18 protein-coding genes are annotated in these 21,963 nt (G+C 71.3%); 9 read left to right on the forward strand and 9 right to left on the reverse strand.

The window, feature by feature from the left end; translation table 11 throughout:
* Positions 1-47: 47 nt before the first annotated feature.
* The 4 genes from iolD to iolC all read right to left on the reverse strand — a co-directional run bounded on the left by iolD (position 48) and on the right by iolC (position 4,674).
* Positions 48-1,919, reverse strand: coding sequence for a 3D-(3,5/4)-trihydroxycyclohexane-1,2-dione acylhydrolase (decyclizing) (iolD, locus tag ACWFR4_RS16605; protein ID WP_453461573.1), 1,872 nt, complete (start codon positions 1,917-1,919; stop codon positions 48-50).
* Positions 1,916-2,725 carry a 5-deoxy-glucuronate isomerase gene (iolB, locus tag ACWFR4_RS16610; RefSeq protein ID WP_453653079.1) on the reverse strand — a complete coding sequence of 270 codons (810 nt, stop codon included), beginning with the start codon at positions 2,723-2,725 and terminating at the stop codon, positions 1,916-1,918. The genes iolD and iolB overlap by 4 nt, the downstream gene beginning before the upstream one ends.
* Before the next feature lie 30 nt (positions 2,726-2,755).
* The gene (locus tag ACWFR4_RS16615; RefSeq protein ID WP_453461576.1) at positions 2,756-3,643 is read right to left on the reverse strand and encodes a Cgl0159 family (beta/alpha)8-fold protein; all 888 of its coding nucleotides are present in this window, start codon (positions 3,641-3,643) and stop codon (positions 2,756-2,758) included.
* Between the two features lie 62 nt (positions 3,644-3,705).
* Positions 3,706-4,674: a 5-dehydro-2-deoxygluconokinase gene (gene iolC, locus ACWFR4_RS16620; RefSeq protein ID WP_453461579.1), complete on the reverse strand. Its 969-nt coding sequence runs from the start codon at positions 4,672-4,674 to the stop codon at positions 3,706-3,708.
* A 142-nt stretch (positions 4,675-4,816) separates the two neighbouring features.
* On the opposite strand from iolC, the gene ACWFR4_RS16625 reads away from it, so the two are divergent.
* The 3 genes from ACWFR4_RS16625 (at position 4,817) to ACWFR4_RS16635 (ending at position 6,877) form a co-directional block, all read left to right on the forward strand.
* Positions 4,817-5,713, forward strand: coding sequence for a sugar phosphate isomerase/epimerase family protein (locus tag ACWFR4_RS16625; RefSeq protein ID WP_453461582.1), 897 nt, complete (start codon positions 4,817-4,819; stop codon positions 5,711-5,713).
* Positions 5,714-5,981: 268 nt separating this feature from the next.
* Complete coding sequence (locus ACWFR4_RS16630; RefSeq protein ID WP_453461585.1) at positions 5,982-6,179, forward strand: helix-turn-helix transcriptional regulator; 198 nt, start codon at positions 5,982-5,984, stop codon at positions 6,177-6,179.
* A gap of 107 nt (positions 6,180-6,286) precedes the next feature.
* On the forward strand, positions 6,287-6,877 hold the full coding sequence (locus ACWFR4_RS16635; RefSeq protein WP_453461588.1) for a GNAT family N-acetyltransferase: 591 nt from the start codon (positions 6,287-6,289) through the stop codon (positions 6,875-6,877).
* On the opposite strand, the gene ACWFR4_RS16640 is transcribed toward ACWFR4_RS16635, so the two are convergent.
* Together ACWFR4_RS16640 and ACWFR4_RS16645 are read right to left on the reverse strand one after the other, a co-directional pair.
* Positions 6,874-7,053: a hypothetical protein gene (locus ACWFR4_RS16640; protein WP_453653028.1), complete on the reverse strand. Its 180-nt coding sequence runs from the start codon at positions 7,051-7,053 to the stop codon at positions 6,874-6,876. The genes ACWFR4_RS16635 and ACWFR4_RS16640 overlap by 4 nt on opposite strands.
* A 17-nt stretch (positions 7,054-7,070) precedes the next feature.
* Entirely contained in the window at positions 7,071-8,105 is a 1,035-nt protein-coding gene (locus ACWFR4_RS16645; RefSeq protein WP_453653030.1) for a zinc-dependent alcohol dehydrogenase family protein, read from the reverse strand.
* A gap of 172 nt (positions 8,106-8,277) precedes the next feature.
* On the opposite strand from ACWFR4_RS16645, the gene ACWFR4_RS16650 reads away from it, so the two are divergent.
* The 3 genes from ACWFR4_RS16650 (at position 8,278) to ACWFR4_RS16660 (ending at position 12,075) form a co-directional block, all read left to right on the forward strand.
* The gene (locus ACWFR4_RS16650; RefSeq protein ID WP_453653032.1) at positions 8,278-9,228 is read left to right on the forward strand and encodes a PrsW family intramembrane metalloprotease; all 951 of its coding nucleotides are present in this window, start codon (positions 8,278-8,280) and stop codon (positions 9,226-9,228) included.
* A 116-nt stretch (positions 9,229-9,344) separates the two neighbouring features.
* On the forward strand, positions 9,345-9,662 hold the full coding sequence (locus ACWFR4_RS16655) for a heavy-metal-associated domain-containing protein (protein ID WP_453461598.1): 318 nt from the start codon (positions 9,345-9,347) through the stop codon (positions 9,660-9,662).
* Between the two features lie 91 nt (positions 9,663-9,753).
* Positions 9,754-12,075, forward strand: a complete 2,322-nt coding sequence (locus ACWFR4_RS16660) for a heavy metal translocating P-type ATPase (RefSeq protein WP_453653034.1) — start codon at positions 9,754-9,756, stop codon at positions 12,073-12,075.
* 634 nt (positions 12,076-12,709) lie between these two features.
* On the opposite strand, the gene ACWFR4_RS16665 is transcribed toward ACWFR4_RS16660, so the two are convergent.
* The 3 genes from ACWFR4_RS16665 to ACWFR4_RS16675 all read right to left on the reverse strand — a co-directional run bounded on the left by ACWFR4_RS16665 (position 12,710) and on the right by ACWFR4_RS16675 (position 17,077).
* A complete protein-coding gene (locus ACWFR4_RS16665; RefSeq protein ID WP_326712911.1) occupies positions 12,710-13,999 on the reverse strand; it encodes a citrate synthase in 1,290 nt (429 codons plus the stop codon).
* A gap of 134 nt (positions 14,000-14,133) precedes the next feature.
* Positions 14,134-16,437 (reverse strand): SF1B family DNA helicase RecD2, encoded by a 2,304-nt coding sequence (recD2, locus tag ACWFR4_RS16670; protein WP_453653036.1) that lies wholly within the window; start codon positions 16,435-16,437, stop codon positions 14,134-14,136.
* Between the two features lie 55 nt (positions 16,438-16,492).
* Positions 16,493-17,077, reverse strand: a complete 585-nt coding sequence (locus ACWFR4_RS16675; RefSeq protein WP_453461606.1) for a hypothetical protein — start codon at positions 17,075-17,077, stop codon at positions 16,493-16,495.
* A gap of 248 nt (positions 17,078-17,325) precedes the next feature.
* Here ACWFR4_RS16675 and ACWFR4_RS16680 point away from each other — a divergent pair, with 248 nt between their 5' ends.
* Genes ACWFR4_RS16680 through ACWFR4_RS16690 form a run of 3 tightly spaced genes read left to right on the forward strand, consistent with a single transcriptional unit; the run spans position 17,326 to position 21,906 of the window.
* Positions 17,326-18,384 carry a LacI family DNA-binding transcriptional regulator gene (locus tag ACWFR4_RS16680; RefSeq protein WP_453461609.1) on the forward strand — a complete coding sequence of 353 codons (1,059 nt, stop codon included), beginning with the start codon at positions 17,326-17,328 and terminating at the stop codon, positions 18,382-18,384.
* Positions 18,381-19,970: a sugar ABC transporter ATP-binding protein gene (locus tag ACWFR4_RS16685; RefSeq protein WP_453653038.1), complete on the forward strand. Its 1,590-nt coding sequence runs from the start codon at positions 18,381-18,383 to the stop codon at positions 19,968-19,970. Before ACWFR4_RS16680 ends, ACWFR4_RS16685 begins: the two co-directional genes overlap by 4 nt.
* Positions 19,960-21,906 (forward strand): ABC transporter permease/substrate-binding protein, encoded by a 1,947-nt coding sequence (locus tag ACWFR4_RS16690; RefSeq protein WP_453461614.1) that lies wholly within the window; start codon positions 19,960-19,962, stop codon positions 21,904-21,906. The genes ACWFR4_RS16685 and ACWFR4_RS16690 overlap by 11 nt, the downstream gene beginning before the upstream one ends.
* The last annotated feature ends 57 nt before the right edge of the window (positions 21,907-21,963 follow it).

Below are 21,963 nucleotides of genomic sequence, written 5' to 3' on the forward strand. Positions count from 1 at the left end.
CAAGCTCCTTTGGGGTCCTACGGGTGTTTCGGGTGTTTCGCATGCGTTCACAGCCGGCGGCGCCGAGCGGTGACGTGCCGGTCGTACTCCTCGCGGGCCTTGACCGCCGACGGTCGGGTCGCTGTCTCGGCCACGGGCACATCCCACCACGCCTGCGCGGGGGGCGCGCCCGACACTGTGTCTGCCGTTTCGGTCTCCACGTAGACACATGTGGGACGGTCCGCCGCACGCGCCGCCGCGAGGGCTTCCCGCAGATCACGGACGGTTTTCGCGCGCAGCACCGTCATGCCGAGGCTGGCCGCGTTCGTCGCGAGGTCGACGGGCAGCGGGGCGCCCGTGTACGTGCCGTCGGCGGCCGGGAAGCGGTAGCCCGTACCGAACCCCTCACCGCCCACGGAGGCCGAGAGCCCGCCGATGGACGCGTACCCGTGGTTCTGCAGGAGGACCACTTTGACCGGGATGTTCTCCTGGACGGCGGTGACGATCTCGGTCGGCATCATCAGATACGTGCCGTCGCCGACAAGCGCCCACACGGGCCGGCCCGGCGCGGCGAGCGCGACCCCGATCGCGGCCGGGATCTCGTAGCCCATGCAGGAGTAGCCGTACTCGACGTGGTACTGGTCGCGGGACCGGGTGCGCCACAGTTTGTGCAGGTCGCCGGGGAGCGAACCGGCCGCGTTGATCAGGATGTCGTCCTCGGTGACGAGTTCGTCGAGCGCGCCGAGCACCTGGGGCTGGGTGGGGTGCACCAGGTCGTCGTCGGCCGTGAAGCAGGCGTCGACGCGGTACTCCCAGCGCTCCTTGTCGTCCATGTACTCCATGACGTACGAGGGCTCCGCGCGGTGGCCGCGGAGCCCGGCCGTGAGCCCCTCCAGGCCGGTGCGGGCGTCCGCGACCAGGGGCAGGGCCGCCGCCATCTTGTGGCTGTCGAAGGCCGCGATGTTGAGGTTGAGGAAGCGCACGCTGCCGGAACCGAAGAGGGTGCCGGACGCGGTCGTGAAGTCGGTGTAGCGGGTGCCGACGCCGATGACGAGGTCGGCGGTGCGGGCGAGTTCGTTCGCGGTCGCGGTGCCGGTGTGGCCGATGCCGCCGACGTCCGCCGGATGGTCCCAGCGCAGGGAGCCCTTGCCGGCCTGGGTGGAGGCGACCGGGATCCCGGTCGCGTCCGCGAACTCCTTCAGCGCCTCCTCGGCCCGGCTGTGGTGGACGCCGCCGCCCGCGACGAGCAGCGGCCTGCGGGCGGCGCGCACCGCGCGGACGGCCTCGTCCAGCTCGCGCGGGTCGGGCGCGGGCCTGCGCACGCCCCACACCCGCTCGCCGAAGAAGGCGTCGGGCCAGTCGTACGCCTCGGCCTGTACGTCCTGCGGCAGCGCGAGGGTGACCGCGCCCGTGTCGACCGGGTCGGCGAGGACGCGCATCGCGGCGAGGGCCGCGGGGATCAGGGCCTCGGGCCGGGTGATCCGGTCGAAGTACCTGGAGACGGGGCGCAGACAGTCGTTGACCGACACATCGCCCGCGTAGGGGACTTCGAGCTGCTGGAGCACGGGGTCCGCGGGCCGGGTCGCGAAGGTGTCGCCGGGCAGCAGCAGGACGGGCAGGTGGTTGATGGTGGCGAGGGCGGCGCCGGTGACGAGGTTGGTGGCGCCGGGCCCGATGGACGTCGTCACGGCCTGCGCGGCGAGCCGGCCGCTCTGCCGGGCGAAGCCGACGGCCGCGTGCACCATGGCCTGTTCGTTGCGGCCCTGGTGGTACGGCATGTCGTCGGCGTACTCCAGGAGGGCCTGGCCGATCCCGGCGACGTTGCCGTGCCCGAAGATGCCCCAGGTCGCGTCGATCAGGCGGCGCCGCTCGCCGTCGCGCTCGGTGTACTGCCGGGACAGGAACCGCACGAGCGCCTGTGCTGTGGTGAGCCGCGTCATCGGTATCCCTCCGTCAGGTGATCGGGGTGGAAGCAGATCCGCCACTCCCGCTCCTCGCCCGGTCCCGCCATCACGTTCAGGTAGTACATCGTGTGTCCCGGCTGCGCGATCGACGGGCCGTGCCACCCGTCGGGGACGAGGACCGCGTCGCCCGTACGGACCTCGGCGAGCAGGTCGGTACCGCCGGGCCTGGACGGCGAGACACGCTGGTACCCGTACCCGCCGGGCCCCTCGATCTCGAAGTAGTAGATCTCCTCCAGCTCGGTCTCGACGCCCGGCCGGTGCTCGTCGTGCTTGTGGGGCGGGTACGAGGACCAGTTCCCGCCGGGCGTGATCACTTCCACGGCGATGAGCTGGTCGCACTCGAAGGCGTCGGCGGACGCGAAGTTGCGCACCTGGCGGGCGCTGGTGCCGGAGCCACGGTGCTCGACGGGAACCTCCGGCGCGGGGCCGTAGCGGGCGGGGAGCTGACGCTCGCACTTCGCTCCTGCCAGGGCGAAGCGGCCTCCCGCGCCGGAGGCGATCTGCGCATGGGCGTCGCGGGGCACGTACGCGAAGTCGCTGACCCCGCCGAACACGCTCTCCCGGCCCAGCAGTTCGATGATCCGGCCTCCCGTGCGCACCGTGCAACCACCTGTCAGGGGCAGCACAATCCATTCACTCTCGCCGGTGTCCATATCGTGGGTTTGTCCGGGCCTCAGTTCGATCACTCGCAGCCCCGCGCGGGACCAGCCGGCCCGCTCCGGGCCGACGGCCAGGGCGTAGGGCCCGTCGGCGGCGCTCCCCCGGGGCAGGTACGGGTTCATGAGGTCCCTGTCGTTCGTCACCGTCCCCTCCTACAGCAGCGACGCGGCGCTGTCGACCGCGCCCGCCACGTCGCCATCGGCCGGGTAGAGCAGCGAGCGCCCCACCACCAGACCCTGCACGGTGGGCAGTTGGAGCGCGTGCCGCCATTTCTCGTACGCCGCGTCCTGGTCGTCACCCACATCGCCGCCGAGCAGCACCGCGGGCAGCGTCGAGGTCTCCATGACGCGCGCCATGTCGTCGGGGTTGTCGGTGACGGGCACCTTGAGCCAGGTGTACGCGGAGCTGCCGCCGAGGCCGGAGGCGATGGCGATGGACGTGGTGACGGCCTCGGCGCTCAGGTCGCTGCGCAGGGTCCCGCTCGCCGGGTCACGGCGGCACAGGAACGGCTCGACGAACACGGGCAGACGCAGCTCGGCCATCTCGTCGACGGCGCGGGCCGCGGACTCCATGGTGCGCAGCGATCCCGGGTCGTCGTAGTCGATACGAAGGAGCAGCTTGCCGGCGTCGAACCGCAGCCGGTGCAGGTCCGCGGGCCGGTGTCCGGTGAACCGGTCGTCGAGTTCGAAGGAGGCCCCGGCGAGCCCGCCGCGGTTCATGGAGCCGAGGACGACCTTGCCGTCGAGCGCGCCGAGCAGAAGCAGGTCGTCGAGGATGTCGGCGGTGGCGAGGACCCCGTCGACGCCCGGCCGCGACAGGGCGAGGCAGAGCCGTCCGAGGAGGTCGGCGCGGTCGGCCATGGCGAAGGGCCGCTCCCCCACGGCGAGGGCGCCGCGCGCGGGGTGGTCGGCGGCGACGATCAGGAGGCGCCCGGCCTCGTGCGCGATCAGCGGCCTGCGCGGCCGCCGCGCCGCCGCCTCGGCTACAGCCTCGGGATGGTGGGCCCGCAACCGCACCAGCTTCAGAGGATCGACGCTCACGTCCCGGCCGCCCCGCGCCGGAACGTGTCCCGGGCTGCTCCCGCCGACCCGGCCCGCCCGGCTCATCGGACCTCTCCCGCCGTGAGTGCGGCCTCTACCTCTTCGGTGGTGGGCATCGCCGACGAGCACTCCAGACGGGACGCGACGATCGCGCCCGCCGCGTTCGCGAACCGCATGACTTCCTCCAGCTCCCGTTCGGCGAGCAGTCCGTGGCACAGGGCGCCACCGAACGCGTCGCCCGCGCCGAGCCCGTTCAGGACGTCGACGGGCAGCGGCGGAACCTCCGCGCAACTGCCGTCCGCGGCCATGGCGAGTACGCCCTTGGGGCCCTGTTTGACGACGGCGAGGCGTACCCCGGCGGCGAGCAACGCCCGTGCCGCCGCGGCCGGTTCGCGCTCGCCGGTGGCGATCTCGACCTCGTCGACGTTGCCGACGGCGACGGTGGTGTGGCGCAGGGCCTCGGCGTAGTGGGGCCTCGCCTGCTCCGGGTCCTCCCAGAACATCGGCCGCCAGTCGAGGTCGAAGACGGTGATGCCCGCCTTCGCCCGGTGCGCCAGCGCGGCCAGGGTCGCCGAGCGGCTCGGCTCCTCGCTCAGCCCGGTGCCCGTCATCCAGAAGACCCGGGCCGCCCTGATGGCGTCCAGGTCGAGCTCGGCGGGGTGGATCTCCAGATCGGGCGCCTTGGGCAGGCGGTAGAAGTAGAGGGGGAAGTCGTCCGGCGGGAAGACCTCGCAGAACGTGACGGGCGTCGGCAGGCCCGGCACGGGGGTGACCCAGCGGTCGTCGACGCCGAACTCCCGCAGCTGGCGGTGCAGATACTGCCCGAAGGGGTCCGCCCCGGTGCGGGTGACCGTCGCCGTGCGGCGCCCGAGCCGGGCCGCCGCCACCGCGACGTTCGACGACGATCCGCCCAGGAACTTGCCGAACGTGTCCACCTCCGCCAGCGGCACACCCGTCTGCAACGGATAGAGGTCCACGCCGATCCGGCCCATGGTGATCAGGTCGTACGGCTCGCCGGGACTGGGCTGCATACGGATTCCCTTCGGCGGGGCGCGCGCCCCTTCGGCGGTCTCAGGCTCAGGTCTAGCCCTGCCCCAAGACCCTGTCAACATTTTGTCCGGACATTCGGACCACGTCTTGACACCCGTCTCCGGCGCCCTGAAGGCTGGCTCCATGACGACGCCCCGCATCCGCATCGGCTCGGCACCCGACTCCTGGGGCGTGTGGTTCCCCGACGACCCCCGCCAGGTCCCCTGGCGGCGCTTTCTCGACGAGGTCACCGAAGCGGGCTACGAGTGGATCGAGCTCGGCCCGTACGGCTATCTGCCCACGGACCCGGACGTGCTCGCAGAAGAGACGGGCCGGCGCGGCCTGAAGGTCTCCGCCGGCACGGTCTTCACGGGCCTGCACCGCGGCCCCGGCGTCTGGGACGCGACGTGGGAGCACGTCTCGGCCATCGCCGAACTCACGCGCGCGACCGGCGCCGGGCATCTCGTCGTCATTCCCGCGTTCTGGCGCGACGACAAGACGGGCGAGGTCATCGAGGACTCCTCGCTCACGGCGGCGCAGTGGCGCGACCTGACCACCCAGACCGAGCGGCTCGCCCACGAGGTCCGCGAGCGGTACGGCCTGCGGACCGTCGTCCACCCGCACGCCGACACGCACATCGACAGCGAGGAGAACGTCGCCCGCTTCCTCGACTCCACGGACCAGGACCTCGTCTCCCTCTGCCTCGACACGGGCCACTACGCGTACTGCGGCGGCGACAGCGTCAAGCTCATCGAGACGTACGGCGAGCGCATCGGCTACCTCCACCTCAAGCAGGTCGACCCGGCCGTGCTCGCCGAGGTCCGCGCGGGCGGGATCCCGTTCGGACCCGCCGTCGCGCGCGGCGTGATGTGCGAACCCCCGGCCGGGGAGCCCGCGTTGGAACCAGTCATCGCGGCCGCGCAGCGCCTGGACGTCGACCTCTTCGCGATCGTCGAGCAGGACATGTACCCGTGCGAGCCGGACCGTCCGCTGCCCATCGCCCGCCGCACCAGGGGTTATCTGAGGTCGTGCGGGGTGTAGGAGGACGGCGCCACCGGACGAACGGTCACGCCCGCGTACGCGCCCTCCATGTGCCGCCAATGCGTCACTCGCGTCACAAACACCCCTTTCCTGTCACACATGTCCCGTATACGCGGGTCTTGCGTCACACCCCGACGACAGCCCCTCGCCTCCGCTCCGGGCGGGTCGTTGTCCGGGCACAGGCTGACTGATCGCCAGCGTTCGCGCCGCAGCTCCCCCGACGGCCACCCCGAGCCGCCGCTGCGGCACCCGCAGCAAGGAGCCACAGATGACCGACCGAAGGCTCTGGTCGTACAAGGACATCGCCGCGCACATCCGGGTCCAGCCGGGCACCGTGCGCTCGTACCGCAAGCACGGTCTCCTGCCCCCGCCCGACCACGTGGAGTCGGGAAAGCCGTACTGGTACGCGGACACCGTCCGCGCCTGGGTCGCCTCCCGGCCCCGCAACCGTGGCCTCAAGCAGTGACCACCGCCCTCCTCGCACCGGCGCCGCCCCGCACGCATGCCACCGTGCCGGGCGGCGCACCCGTTATTCGATTGCCCCGCGCGGCCGCCCCTTCGGACAATCCCCGGATGACCCAAGAACCCCTGGCGGCCGGCTTCTCCGTCAAGCCGGTACTGACCGGCGAGAAAACCGTCCTGCGGCCGTTCACCGCCGCCGACGCGGACACGATGGCCGAGATCATCGACGACCCGGAGGTCCGCCACTTCACCGGCGACCCGTCGAACGAGCTCACCGTGGACTTCCTGCGCTCCTGGTACGGCTCACGCAGTGCCCAGGACGACCGCCTCGACCTCGCGGTGACCGATCGCGCCACCGGCCGACTCGTCGGTGAGGTCGTCCTGTTCGACTGGGACCCGGAGCACCGCAGCTGCACGTTCCGCACGCTCGTCGGCCCCGAGGGCCGCGGCCGGGGCCTCGGCACGGAGGCGGTCCGCCTCATCGTCGGCCACGGCTTCGAGCGCCTGGGCCTGCACCGCATCGCCCTGGACCTCTTCAGCCACAACCACCGGGCCCGCCGCGTCTACGAGAAGGTGGGCTTCGTCGAGGAGGGCGTGGCCCGGCAGTCGGTACTGCGCGACGGCCAGTGGCACGACTCGACGCTGATGTCGGTCCTCGCCCCGGAGTGGGCGGAGCATCAGGGGCGGCCCCGGCGCCCCTAGCCGAACGGGACCCGGCGCGTGAGCGACGGACGTGGCGCAGGCTCCGACTCCGACTCCGACTCCGAGGAGAGGTACGGCGTCGCCCCGCCGCCCTCGCGCACCATGGAAAGAAGCATCAACTGCGGTTCCTGGAGCAGCAGTCGGGCGTGCAGCGCGCGCGGCACGGGGCCCGGCACGGCACCCCGGATTCCTTTCAGGCCCGCGGCTCGATGATCGTCACGCCCGCGCCGGGCGTCGTCCCCATCGCCTCGAGCGCCGCGGGTGCCGCGTCCAGCGCGATCGTGGAGGTGACCAGGAGGTCCGGCCGCAGGACCCCGGCGCGGACCATCTCCAGCATCCGCGGATAGGCGTGCGCGGCCATCCCGTGGCTGCCGAGGAGTTCGAGTTCGAGGCCGATCACCCGGCCCATGGGCACAACCGGGTCCTGCGGCAGCAGGCCGACCTGCACATGGCGGCCCCGGCGCCGCAGCCCGCCCACCGAGGCGGCACACGTGACCGGTGAGCCGAGTGCGTCGAGCGACAGGTGCGCCCCGCCGCCGGTCAACTCCTGCACGGCAGCGGCCACATCGGGCACCTCGGAGGCGTTCAGGCAGTGGGCGGCGCCGAAGGTGCGGGCGAGGTCCAGCGCGGCGGGCGAGACGTCGACCGCGACGACCCGCGCACCACTCGCCGCCGCGATCATCACGGCGGACAGACCGACGCCGCCGCACCCGTGCACGGCGACCCACTCCCCGGCGGCGACCCGGCCCTGCGCGACCACGGCGCGGAACGCGGTCGCGAAACGGCAGCCGAGACCCGCCGCCGTCGAGAACGACAGCTCGTCCGGCACGTCCACCAGGTTCACGGCGGCGTGGTCCAGGGCGACGTACTCGGCGAAGGAGCCCCAGTGCGTGAAGCCGGGCTGCGTCTGGCGCTCGCACACCTGGTGGTCGCCGGCCGCGCAGGAGGCACAGGTGCCGCAGGCGCACACGAACGGGACCGTGACACGGTCGCCCGGCCGCCGGTCCAGGACATCGGCGCCCACCGCCTCGACCACTCCGGCGAGTTCATGCCCGGGGACGTGCGGCAGGCGGATGTCCGCGTCATGGCCCATCCAGCCGTGCCAGTCGCTGCGGCACAGGCCCGTCGCCTCGACCCGCACGACCACGCCGTGCGGCGCCGGCACCGGATCGGGCACCTCCCGCACCTCTGCCCGCTCCCCGAACTTCTCGAACACCACAGCCCGCATCGCCCTCGCGCCTCACTTCCACCGAACGACAGACCCTGACGGTCACCCGACCGGACGAACGTAGCCCCCGGCCCGGACACCGGGACCCTGCCCCCGCACCAACTCACGGTGCGACAAAACACGTATATACGTAAACTCCGTCACAAATCTCCCCCACTCAGAGGGAATTGCCGTGACTCAAGCACAGCCCCCCGGCGCGCCCCGAGCCCGCATCCCCGGCCCCAAGCGGCCCCCGTCGTCCGTGCCGCGGATCCGGGCGGGACTGTGGAAGCACTGGCTGTGGGGAGGACTCGCCCTATGGGCCCTGACCGCCGTCGTCACCTACGCGACCAGGAACACCACACTGCTGCCGACGCTGATCCTGCTCGGCAGCTTCCTCGTCCCGGGCGCCTTCGTGCTGTGGGCGTACGAGCGTCACGCGCGCGACCTGGGCGTGAGCCTGATGCTCGGCTGCTTCGTCGTCGGCGGCATCCTCGGGGTGCTCGGCGCCTCGGTCATGGAGTACTGCCTGTTGCACCCCTCGCTGTGGATGTTCGTCGGGGTCGGCCTGATCGAGGAGGCGGTCAAGCTCGCCGCCCTGATCTACGTGCTGCGCACACAGCCGCGGGTGCGCGGGCTGCGGGCGGGACTCGTCCTCGGCGCGTCCGTCGGCTTCGGCTTCGCGGCCTTCGAGAGCGCGGGCTACGCGTTCAACGCGGCCGTCGGCATGCAGGGCATCGACCTGCGCTCACTCCTGGAGACGGAGGCCCTGCGCGGGCTGCTCGCACCGTTCGGGCACGGGCTGTGGACGGCGATCTCCGGCGCCGTCCTGCTGGCCTTCCGCAAGCCGAACGGGCGCTATCGCTTCGCGTCGCCGGTGGTGCTCACCTGTCTGGGCGTCTCCTTGCTGCACGCTCTGTGGGACTCCATGCACGGCATCGCGATCTGGATGGTCGCCCGGCTCACCGCCACGGACCTGCCCCTCTCGCTCTTCGCCGAGGGCTACATCCCGCAGCCGAGCGACACCCAGAAGCACCTCTTCACGCTCTTCTCGGTGGGCGGCCTCGTGATCATCTCGCTCGCGGGGATCGCCTGGGTACGTTCGCTCGCCCGCCGCGATCCCTCTTGGAGAAATACCCCCTAGGGGTATACAGTCGCGAGTGTCAGGAGACCCCGGGGATGCCCCGGCGCCTCACTCGCACGGTACGCCGCACGCCTGCGCAGACCGGGACGCACGCGGCCTTCGACAAGGAGAACGACATGAGCGCCCAGACCGAGCTCCCCCAGATCGGCACCGAGTCGACCGGTTCCTGCTGCTCGCCCAGCGGTTCGTGCCACTCGGACGCCGCCGGGAGCGCCGAGGGAGCCGTCACCACCGTGTACCGGGTGACCGGCATGACCTGCGGCCACTGCGAGGGCGCGGTGTCGGACGAGATCTCGGGGCTCGCGGGCGTCATGTCGGTGAAGGCCGCGGCCTCCACAGGACAGGTGACCGTGGTCTCCGCGGCACCCCTCGACGAGGAGGAGGTCCGGGCCGCCGTCGACGAGGCGGGCTACGAGCTGGCCGGCAGGGCCTGAGACCTCAGGAAGCGCCGGGCCGCCCACCACGGCCCGGCGCCCGTGGTCGTACGCTCGGCGGTAGTCCCGTACGCCCCTGGAAAGAACCGCGATGACCACGCCCACGGACACCACGGCCGGGCCGCTCTCCGAAGTGGAGCTCGCCGTCGGCGGGATGACCTGCGCCTCCTGCTCGGCCCGTATCGAGAAGAAGCTCAACCGCCTCGACGGCGTGACGGCGACGGTCAACCTCGCGACCGAAAAGGCGAAGGTGGCGTACGCGCCCGGGGTCGAGGTCGCCGACCTGGTCGCCACGGTGCGGAAGCTCGGGTACACGGCGGAGCCGGTGGTCCGGGAGGAGCCGGTCGAAGCCACTGCGGACCGTCCGGACGGAGCCGGCGACGAAGCCCCGGCCGAGGTCCGCACGGAAGCCGGGACCGGGACCGGTTCCGAGCCCGACCCCACCACCCCCGTGCGCCGGCGGCTCGTCGTCTGCGCGCTGCTCTCCCTGCCCGTCGTCCTGCTGGCGATGGTGCCCGCCCTCCAGTTCGACAACTGGCAGTGGCTCTCCCTCACGCTCGCCGCCCCCGTCGCCGTCTGGGGCGGACTCCCCTTCCACCGGGCCGCCTGGACCAACGCGCGGCACGGCGCCGCCACCATGGACACGCTCGTCTCCGTCGGGACGCTCGCCGCGTTCGGCTGGTCGCTGTGGGCCCTGTTCCTGGGCGACGCCGGGATGAGCGGGATGCGGCACGGATTCACGTTCGCCGTCGACCGCACCGACGCCTCCTCCACCATCTACCTCGAAGTCGCCGCGGGCGTCGTCACCCTGATCCTGCTCGGCCGCTATCTGGAGGCCCGCTCCAAGCGCCGCGCCGGCACCGCCCTGCGCGCCCTGCTCGAACTCGGCGCCAAGGACGTCGCCGTGCTGGACGCCTCGGGCGCGGAAGTGCGCCTGCCGGTCGGGCGGCTGAGGCCGGGCGACCGGTTCGTCGTGCGGCCCGGCGAGACGATCGCGACCGACGGCACCGTCGTCGAGGGCGCCTCAGCCGTCGACGCCGCCCTGCTCACCGGCGAGTCCGTGCCCGTGGACGTGACCGTCGGCGACGCCGTGACCGGCGCGACCGTGAACGCCGGCGGCCGGCTCGTCGTCGAGGCGACCCGCGTCGGCGCCGACACCCAGCTCGCCCGCATGGCGCGCCTCGTCGAGGACGCGCAGACCGGCAAGGCCGAGGTGCAGCGCCTCGCCGACCGGATCGCCGGCGTGTTCGTGCCGGTGGTGTTCGTCATCGCGCTCGGCACGTTCGCCGGCTGGCTGCTCGCCACCGGTGAGGTGACCGCCGCGTTCACCTCGGCCGTCGCCGTCCTGATCATCGCCTGCCCCTGCTCGCTCGGCCTCGCGACGCCCACCGCGCTCATGGTCGGCACCGGCCGCGGCGCCCAGCTCGGCATCCTCATCAAGGGACCCGAGGTCCTGGAGAACACGCGCCGCGTCGACACCGTCGTCCTCGACAAGACCGGCACGGTGACGACCGGCCGGATGACGCTCCGGGACGCGTACGTCGCCGAGGGCGTCGAGGAGAAGACCCTGCTGCGGCTGGCCGGGGCCGTGGAGCACGCCTCCGAGCACCCCGTCGCCCGGGCCGTCGCGGAGGGCGCCGCCGACCGGGCCGGCACGCTGCCCGCCGTCACCCGCTTCACCGCGCTCGCCGGGCTCGGCGTCCGCGGCGTGGTGGACCGGCACGACGTCCTGGTCGGCCGGGAGCGCCTCCTCGCCGAGCACGGCATCGCCCTGCCGCCCACGCTCGCCGCCGCCAAGACGGCCGCCGAGGCCGCGGGCCGCACCGCCGTCGCCGTCGCGTGGGACGGCGTGGCACGGGGTGTCATCACGGTCGCCGACGCGGTCCGCCCGACGAGCGCCCTGGCCGTCGCCGAGCTGCGCGCGCTGGGCCTCACGCCGGTGCTCCTGACCGGCGACAACCGGATCGTCGCCGAGGCCGTGGCGCGGGCCGTCGGGATCGCCGAGGACGCCGTGTACGCGGAGGTCCTGCCACAGGAGAAGGTCGATGTCGTCCGGCGCCTGAAGGCCGAAGGGCGCACCGTCGCGATGGTCGGCGACGGCGTGAACGACGCGGCGGCGCTCGCCACCGCCGACCTGGGGCTCGCCATGGGCACGGGCACGGACGCCGCGATCGAGGCGGGCGACCTGACGCTGGTGCGCGCGGACCTGCGCGTGGCCGCCGACGCGATCCGGCTCTCCCGCCGCACCCTCGCCACCATCAAGGGCAACCTCTTCTGGGCCTTCGGCTACAACGTGGCCGCGCTGCCGCTGGCCGCCGCCGGGTTCCTGAACCCGATGATCGCGGGCGCCGCGATGGCGTTCTCGTCCGTGTTCGTGGTGACGAACAGCCTTCGACTGAGGACGTTTTCCTGAAGGTGAACGGCCCTTTTTCTGGAAGGACTTCACATCGCCCCTGGTCTGGCCCATCATCAAGGGGTCTTCACATTCGCCTCACATCACAACCGCAGCATTCTCACGTCCGAACCTCGATCTACATATGGGGTCTCTTGCGCACGATCAGGACATATGCAGGAGACGCAGATCACAGTGATCTGAACGTAACCATTTGAGGTTCTCGTGAGTCTAAGGAGGCGATGCAGGAACGTCTTGGGGGGCGTTTCTGTGTTGACCGGGGCCGTCTTGGGGGACGGACCCGACCGCGTTGGCCGGGACACGTGCCACGGAGAGCTTGAGCGGCCCTCCCGTGTACGCGTCCCGGCAGACCGCACCGCAGACGCCCGGACGGATCCCGTGGGGGGAATCCGCACCGGGACAAAGGAAGGCGCCCCGACTGCCGGCCCGTGGGGGGACTGGCAGCGGGGCGCTTTCCGCTTTCTCTTCACTTCTGCTCCCGCTCGACGCGGGGGGTGCGCTGCATGGTGTGCGGTCACGCAGCGCGAGGTGCACGGCGCGAGGCCTCAGCGGGCCTCGACGGGGACGACGTCACGCAGGACCTCGCCGGTACGGTGCCGGCCCGGGGAACAACCCCCGGACCCCCGGCCGAGGATCAGCGGGCCTCGACGGGGACGAAGTCACGCAGGACCTCGCCGGTGTAGATCTGGCGCGGGCGGCCGATGCGCGATCCCGGCTCCTTGATCATCTCGTGCCACTGGGCGATCCAGCCCGGCAGCCGGCCGAGGGCGAACAGGACCGTGAACATCTCGGTCGGGAAGCCCATGGCCCGGTAGATGAGGCCCGTGTAGAAGTCGACGTTCGGGTAGAGGTTGCGCGAGACGAAGTACTCGTCGGAGAGCGCGTGCTCCTCCAGCTTGAGCGCGATGTCCAGCAGCGCGTCGTCCTTGCCGAGGGCCGAGAGGACATCGTGCGCCGCGGCCTTGATGATCTTGGCGCGCGGGTCGAAGGACTTGTACACCCGGTGGCCGAAGCCCATCAGGCGGACGCCGTCCTCCTTGTTCTTCACCTTGCGGATGAAGGAGTCGACATCGCCGCCGTTGGCCTGGATGCCCTCGAGCATCTCCAGGACCGACTGGTTGGCGCCGCCGTGCAGGGGGCCCCACAGGGCGGAGATGCCGGCGGAGATCGAGGCGAACATGTTCGCCTGCGAGGAGCCGACCAGACGCACGGTGGACGTCGAACAGTTCTGCTCGTGGTCCGCGTGCAGGATGAGCAGCTTTTCCAGCGCGGCGACGACGACCGGGTCGAGGTCGTACTCCTGCGCCGGCACGGAGAACGTCATACGCAGGAAGTTCTCGACGTAGCCGAGGTCGTTGCGCGGGTAGACGAACGGGTGGCCGATCGACTTCTTGTACGCGTACGCCGCGATGGTCGGCAGCTTGGCGAGCAGCCGGATCGTCGACAGGTGGCGCTGCTGCTCGTCGAACGGGTTGTGACTGTCCTGGTAGAACGTCGACAGCGCGCTGACCACGGAGGACAGCATCGCCATCGGGTGGGCGTCACGCGGGAAGCCGTCGAAGAAGCGCTTGACGTCCTCGTGGAGCAGCGTGTGCCCGGTGATCTCGTTCTTGAAAGTGGAGAGCTCGTCGACGGTCGGAAGCTCGCCGTTGATCAGCAGGTAGGCCACCTCGGTGAAGGTGGAACGCTCGGCCAGCTGCTCGATCGGGTAGCCGCGATACCGAAGGATGCCCTGCTCACCGTCGAGATAGGTGATCGCGGATTTATAGGCGGCGGTGTTGCCGTATCCGCTGTCGAGGGTCACCAGACCGGTCTGGGCCCGGAGCTTCCCGATGTCGAAGCCCTTGTCACCGACGGTGCTGTCGATCACCGGGTAGGTGTACTCGCCATCGCCGTACCGCAGTACTACAGAGTTGTCGCTCACGTCATCCCTCACCGACGTAGTGCCTCTTCTTCGAGGTGCCCTGACTGTTCTCTACCATCCCCCACTTGGCCCAGCAGAGTGCACTCGGGGTCGACCATTGGGCCTATTCGCGGCACTGAGTGCCGCGAACCTGCTCATCCTGCCCCCTTCGCCCTGCTTCCGGAAAGCCCGTGTGACGTTTCCGACTCATTTGATCGATCGAAAGTTACCAAACCGAAGGATGTGCCCCCGGAGAGCCGGAAACGGAGTGCCGTACAGCGCCTTCCCGCGGAGACCGTGCGCACCGCCTGACCGAGCGCCTTGCGTGAACCGACGAGCACCACCAGCTTCTTGGCCCGCGTGATCGCCGTATAGAGGAGGTTCCTCTGCAGCATCATCCAGGCGCCGGTCGTGACCGGGATCACGACGCACGGATACTCACTTCCCTGGGAGCGGTGGATCGTCACGGCATACGCGTGAGCCAGCTCGTCCAGCTCATCGAATTCGTATACGACTTCTTCGTCCTCGTCGGTGAGTACGGTCAGCCGCTGCTCGTCCGCGTCGAGGGAGGTGACGACGCCGACGGTGCCGTTGAACACGCCGTTCTCCCCCTTCTCGTAGTTGTTCCTGATCTGGGTGACTTTGTCGCCCACGCGGAAGACCCGGCCGCCGAAGCGCTTCTCGGGGAGGTCGGGGCGGGCGGGCGTGACGGCTTGCTGGAGCAGGCCGTTGAGAGTGCCGGCGCCGGCCGGGCCGCGGTGCATCGGGGCGAGAACCTGGACGTCGCGCCGCGGGTCGAGGCCGAACTTGGCGGGGATGCGGCGGGCGGCGACATCGACGGTGAGCCGGCCCGCCTCCTCCGTGTCCTCCTCCACGAACAGGAAGAAGTCCTTGAGGCCCTGGGTGAGCGGATGCTGACCCCCATTGATGCGGTGCGCGTTCGTGACGACGCCGGACTCCTGGGCCTGGCGGAAGATGCGGGTGAGGCGGACCGCGGGGACCGGGCCGCCCTCGCCGAGCAGGTCCCGCAGCACCTCGCCCGCGCCGACGCTCGGCAGCTGGTCGACGTCGCCCACGAACAGCAGATGGGCGCCCGGCGGCACGGCCTTGGCCAGCTTGTTGGCCAGCAGGAGGTCGAGCATCGACGCCTCGTCGACCACGACGAGGTCGGCGTCGAGCGGCCTGTCCCGGTCGTAGGCGGCGTCACCGCCCGGCTTGAGTTCGAGCAGGCGATGGACCGTGGACGCCTCGGCGCCGGTCAGCTCGGCCAGGCGCTTGGCGGCGCGGCCCGTGGGGGCGGCGAGAACGACCTTCGCCCGCTTGGCGCGGGCCAGTTCGACGATCGAGCGGACCGTGAAGGACTTGCCGCAGCCGGGCCCTCCGGTGAGGACGGCGACCTTCTTCGTCAGGGCGAGCTTCACGGCCTCCTGCTGCTCGGGCGCGAGCTCGACCCCCGTACGCCCCGCGAGCCAGGTCAGCGCCTTGTCCCACGCGACGTCCCGGAACGCCGGCATCCGGTCCTCGTCCGTGCGCAGGAGGCGCAACAGCTGGGCGGACAGGGAGAGTTCGGCGCGGTGGAAGGGGACGAGGTAGACCGCGGTCACCAGCTCTGCCCCGCCGTCCGGACCCGGCACCCGCTCCCGTACGACGCCCTCCTCCTCGCCAGCCAGTTCGCCCAGGCACTCGATGACCAGGCCCGTGTCGACCTGGAGGAGCTTGACCGCGTCGGAGATCAGCTGTTCCTCCGGCAGGAAGCAGTGGCCCTGGTCGGTGGACTGCGAAAGTGCGTACTGCAGGCCCGCCTTGACGCGCTCGGGGCTGTCGTGCGGGATGCCGACGGACTGCGCGATGCGGTCGGCGGTGAGGAAGCCGATGCCCCAGACGTCGGACGCGAGCCGGTAGGGCTGGTTCTTGACCACGGAGATCGACGCGTCGCCGTACTTCTTGTAGATGCGCACCGCGATCGACGTGGACACCTCCACGCTCTGGAGGAAGACCATCACTTCCTTGATGGCCTTCTGCTCCTCCCAGGCGTCGGCGATCTTCTTCGTGCGCTTGGGGCCGAGGCCCGGCACCTCGATCAGGCGGCCCGGCTCCTGCTCGATGATGTCGAGGGTGTCCAGGCCGAAGTGACGGGTGATCCGGTCGGCGAAGACCGGGCCGATGCCCTTGACCAGGCCGGATCCGAGATAGCGGCGGATGCCCTGGATGGTGGCGGGCAGGACCGTCGTGTAGTTCTCCACGGTGAACTGCTTGCCGTACTGCGGATGGGAGCCCCAGCGGCCCTCCATGCGCAGCGACTCGCCGGCCTGCGCGCCGAGCAGCGCGCCGACGACGGTGAGCAGATCACCGCCGCCGCGGCCGGTGTCGACGCGGGCGACCGTGTACCCGCTCTCCTCGTTGGCGTACGTGATCCGCTCGAGGACCCCCTCGAGCTCCGCCATCCCCGGGTTCGGCATGAGGTGACCGTACCGGTGGGGTCGGACACCCGGGGAGCGGTGCCCGGGTTACGGACTACAGGCCGCCCATGGGTTCGATGTCCACCTTGATGGGCGTGCCCCAGACCCGCACCACCTCGTAGTCCGTGAACGCGTGGACCAGGCGGTACGCCGAGGCCGCGCGGGGCTCCCTGCGCTGGGCCGCGAGATAGTGCTCGGCCTCCCTGCGGTCGTGTCGCGGGGTGCCGCACAGCTGCCACACCTGTCCGTTCCACTTCTCGGGGAGCCAGCGCTGCTGGGGCTGCGGGCGGTCCTCCCGGACGCCGTACCGCGACATCGCCGGGGCGTCCGCGCTCTCGCCCTGCCGGGGTCTCGTGGGATACGTGCCATTGATCTCGGAGCGGCGGGCGACACGGCGGCGGGTCTCGCAGAGCAGGCACAGGTCCTGCGCGTTCTCGTCGACCGGGCCCGTCGGGTGCTCCGGGCAGCGCGTGGTGGGCGGGTCGCCGGTGACGGAGTCCTCGACGAGGTCGAGCGCGCGCTTCACGTCCGCGCGCATCTCGTGCAGCTTGCTGTCGGGTGTGTCGGTGCTGAGGCCCTCGCCGTGCTCGCCGAGGAGGCGCAGGGCCCGGCCGAGCGCGGTGAGCTGTGCGTGATTCACGGGCGTGTGCCCCTTCCGTGCGGATTCCGTGGCTGACTCAGCCAGCGTCTCACGCACCACTGACACGGCCGTCCGACACCGGCCCGCGGGGGCGGCGTACATCACGATCCGGTCTCGACAAGCGGAACGGGGGTTGCCAACAGTCCGTGTAATCGATTCCAATCCTTCGTGTAATCGATTCCATGACGGTGTCGGACCAGGTTTCGGATCCGTTCCGGACCAAGCAGCCACAAGGAGGTGGTCCTGCGATGGCGAGCATCAAGGACGTCGCCGCGGCGGCGGGTGTCTCCGTCGCCACGGTCTCGCGGGTGCTGAACAGCCACCCGTCCGTGAGCCCGGACGCCCGCACCCGCGTGCTCGGCGCCGTCGAGGCGCTCGGCTACCGCCCGAACGCCGTGGCCCGCTCCCTGCGCACCGCCCAGACCCGCACGCTCGGCCTGGTCATCAGCGACGTACTCAACCCGTACTTCACCGAGCTGGCCCGCTCCGTCGAGGAGGAGGCCCGCGCGCTGGGCTACAGCGTCATCATCGGGAACGCGGACGAGCAGCCCGACATCCAGGACCACCACGTACGCACCCTCGTCGACCGGCGCATCGACGGCCTCCTGGTCTCCCCCACCGACGGCGGCTCGCCGCTGATGCTGGAAGCCGCGCGGGCCGGTACGCCGATGGTCTTCGTCGACCGCTGGATCCCGGGCGTGGACGTGCCCGTGGTCCGCTCCGACGGGCGCGCCGCGGTGCGCGACCTCGTGGCCCATCTGCACGCCCTCGGCCACCGCCGCCTCGCCATCATCGCGGGGCCCGCCGCCACCACGACCGGCAGCGAGCGCGTCGAGGCGTTCCGCGAGGCGCTCGCCGCGTACGGGATCGCGCTGCCGGACGCCTACATCGGGCAGGGCGACTTCCAGGCGGACAGCGGCCGGCGCGCGACGGAGCGCTTCCTCGCCCTGTCCGAGCCGCCCGAGGTCGTGTTCGCCGCCGACAACCTGATGGCGCTCGGCGCGCTCGACGCGATCAGGGCCGCCGGGCTGCGCGTCCCGTACGACATCGGGCTCGCGGCCTTCGACGACATCCCCTGGTTCGTGCACACCGACCCGCCGGTCACGGCGATCGCCCAGCCGACCAAGGAACTCGGCCGGGCCGCCGTACGGGCCCTGATCGACCGCATCGAGGGCAGGCCCCCGCAGTCGGTGACGCTGCCGGCGCGCCTGGTCGTCCGCCGGTCCTGCGGCGAGGCGGAGAGCCCGGCCCCCGCGGCTCCCGCGGACACCCCCACCGCCACGACCTCAACGAGGAGGAACCCGTGAGCAACCCGGAAGAGCGGCAGGCCCAGGAGTCGGCCGGGCCGCCCGACGAGCTGCTGCGCATCGAGGGGATACGCAAGACGTTCCCCGGCGTCGTCGCGCTCGACAGCGTCGACTTCGATCTGCGCCGCGGCGAGGTGCACGTGCTGCTCGGCGAGAACGGCGCGGGCAAGAGCACCCTCATCAAGATGCTCTCCGGCGCCTACCGGCCCGACGCGGGCCGGATCGTCGTCGACGGCCGGGAGACCCGTATCCACGGGGCGCAGGACGCCGAGCGCCTCGGGATCGCCACCATCTACCAGGAGTTCAACCTCGTCCCCGACCTGACGGTCGCCGAGAACATCTTCCTGGGCCGCCAGCCGCGCCGCCTCGGGATGATCGACCGGAAGAAGATGGAGGCCGACGCCGAGGAGCTGCTGCGGCGCGTCAGCCTGACGGTGTCGCCCCGGACCCGGGTGCGCGAACTGGGCATCGCCCGGCTCCAGATGGTCGAGATCGCGAAGGCCCTGAGCCTGGACGCGCGCGTCCTGATCATGGACGAGCCGACGGCCGTGCTCACCTCGGAGGAGGTGGACAAGCTCTTCGGGATCGTGCGCGCGCTGCGCGAGGACGGTGTCGGCGTCGTCTTCATCACCCACCACCTGGAGGAGATCGCCGCGCTGGGCGACCGCGTCACGGTCATCCGCGACGGCAAAAGCGTCGGCCAGGTCCCCGCGTCGACCCCCGAGGCCGAGCTCGTACGGCTCATGGTGGGCCGCAGCATCGAGCAGCAGTACCCGCGCGAGCGGCCCGAACTCGACACCACGGACACCCCGTTGCTGCGGGTCGAGGGGCTGACCCGCGACGGTGTCTTCCACGACGTGCACTTCGAGGTGCGGGCCGGCGAGGTCGTCGGCATCGCGGGCCTGGTGGGCGCGGGCCGTACCGAGGTCGTCCGTGCCGTATTCGGCGCCGACCCGTACGACAAGGGCACCGTCGAGGTCGCGGGCGCGCGGCTGCCGCGGCACGACGTGAACGCGGCGATGGCCGCAGGCGTCGGGCTCGTGCCCGAGGACCGCAAGGGACAGGGCCTCCTCCTGGACGCGTCCGTCGAGGAGAACCTGGGCCTGGTCACGCTGCGGTCGGCGACCCGCGCGGGCCTCGTGGACCGCAGGTCCCAGCGCGCCGCGGCCGCGCGGATGGCCGAGCAGCTCGGTGTGCGCATGGCCGGGCTCGGCCAGCATGTGCGAACCCTGTCCGGCGGCAACCAGCAGAAGGTCGTCATCGGCAAGTGGCTGCTCGCCGACATCAAGGTCCTCATCCTCGACGAGCCGACGCGAGGCATCGACGTCGGCGCGAAGGTCGAGATCTACCAGCTCGTCAACGAACTCACCGCGGCCGGGCACGCCGTCCTGATGATCTCCAGCGATCTGCCGGAGGTCCTCGGGATGAGCGACCGGGTCCTCGTCATGGCGCAGGGCCGGATCGCGGGCGAGCTCGCGGCCGGCGAGGCGACCCAGGACTCCGTGATGGCTCTGGCCGTCAGCACCGCCGCTTCCCCGGCAACCACCCCCGTACACAATGAAGTGGAGGGCTCCCGTGGCCACTGACACGCTCAAGAGCAGCACGGCCGGCGCGGGTGGCCTGCGCCGCGTCCTGCTCGACAACGGTGCACTGAGCGCCCTGGTCGTCCTGGTGATAGCGATGTCGCTGCTGTCCGGCGACTTCCTGACCACGCAGAACCTGCTCAACGTCGGCGTGCAGGCCGCCGTGACCGCGATCCTCGCGTTCGGCGTCACCTTCGTCATCGTCTCGGCCGGCATCGACCTGTCGGTCGGCTCCGTGGCCGCCCTGTCGGCGACGGTCCTCGCGTGGGCCGCGACCAGCGAGGGCGTCCCGGTGGGGATCGCCGTGATCCTCGCCGTCGTCACCGGTATCGCCTGCGGATTCGTCAACGGCGCGCTGATCTCGTACGGCAAGCTCCCGCCGTTCATCGCGACGCTCGCGATGCTGTCGGTGGGGCGTGGTCTGTCGCTCGTCATCTCGCAGGGCAGCCCGATCCCGTTCCCGCAGTCCGTCTCGCGGATCGGTGACACGCTCGGCGGCTGGCTGCCGGTGCCGGTGCTCGTGATGGTCGTCATGGGGCTGATCACGGCGCTGATCCTGGGCCGTACGTTCATCGGCCGGTCCATGTTCGCGATCGGCGGCAACGAGGAAGCGGCGCGCCTGTCCGGGCTGCGCGTCAAGCGGCAGAAGGTCGTCATCTACGCCCTGTCGGGCCTGTTCGCCGCCGTCGCGGGCATCGTCCTCGCCTCGCGTCTGACCTCCGCGCAGCCGCAGGCCGCGCAGGGCTACGAGCTGGACGCCATCGCCGCGGTCGTCATCGGCGGCGCCTCGCTGTCCGGCGGCGTCGGCAAGGCTTCGGGCACGTTCATCGGCGCGCTGATCCTCGCGGTGCTCAGGAACGGCCTCAACCTCCTTTCCGTGTCGGCGTTCTGGCAGCAGGTCGTCATCGGCGTCGTCATCGCGCTCGCCGTGCTCCTCGACACCGTGCGCCGCAAGGCGGGCGCGACCCCGACGGCCGCCGGCGTCACGTCCGGGCCGGGCGGCTCCAGGGGCAAACAGGCCGCCCAGTACGTGATCGCGGCCGTCGTCGCCGCGGCGATCATCGGCGGCATCTCCCTCTGGAACAACGGCTCTTCGGGCAAGTCGACCAAGCTCGGCCTGTCCGTCTCGACGCTGAACAACCCCTTCTTCGTGCAGATGAAGGCGGGCGCGCAGGCCGAGGCGAAGAAGGAGGGCATCAAGCTCACGGTCACGGACGCGCAGAACGACGCGTCCCAGCAGGCCAACCAGCTCCAGAACTTCACCAGTGAGGGCATGAGCTCGGTCATCGTGAACCCCGTCGACTCCGACGCGGTCGGCCCGGCCGTGCGCGGCGCCAACAAGGCCGGCATCCCCGTCGTCGCCGCCGACCGCGGCGTCAACAAGGCGAAGACGGCCACGCTCGTCGCCTCCGACAACGTCGCGGGCGGCCGGCAGGCGGCGAAGACGCTCGCCGACAAGCTCGGCGGCAGCGGAAGGATCGTGATCCTCCAGGGCACGGCCGGCACCTCCGCCAGCCGGGAGCGCGGCCAGGGCTTCGCCGAGGGCATCAAGGCGTACCCCGGCATCAAGGTCGTCGCCAAGCAGCCGGCGGACTTCGACCGCACCAAGGGCCTCGACGTCATGACGAACATGCTCCAGGCCAACGCGGGCGTCGACGGTGTCTTCGCCGAGAACGACGAGATGGCGCTCGGCGCGATCAAGGCGCTCGGCTCCAAGGCCGGCAAGTCCGTCGCCGTCGTCGGCTTCGACGGCACGCCGGACGGCCTCAAGGCCGTCCAGGCGGGCACGCTGTACGCGTCCGTCGCGCAGCAGCCGAAGGAGCTCGGCCGGATCGCCGTGCAGAACGCGGTCAGGGCGGCGAAGGACAAGAAGGTCGCAGAGATGGTGAAGGTGCCGGTGAAGGTCGTCACTTCGAAGAACGTCGCGAGCTTCAAGTAACCGTCGCGGGTTGCGAGTCACCGATCGGGGCGCCCGACCGGCCCATCGAGAACGCCC

Source organism: Streptomyces sp. NPDC055140, from assembly GCF_053607285.1.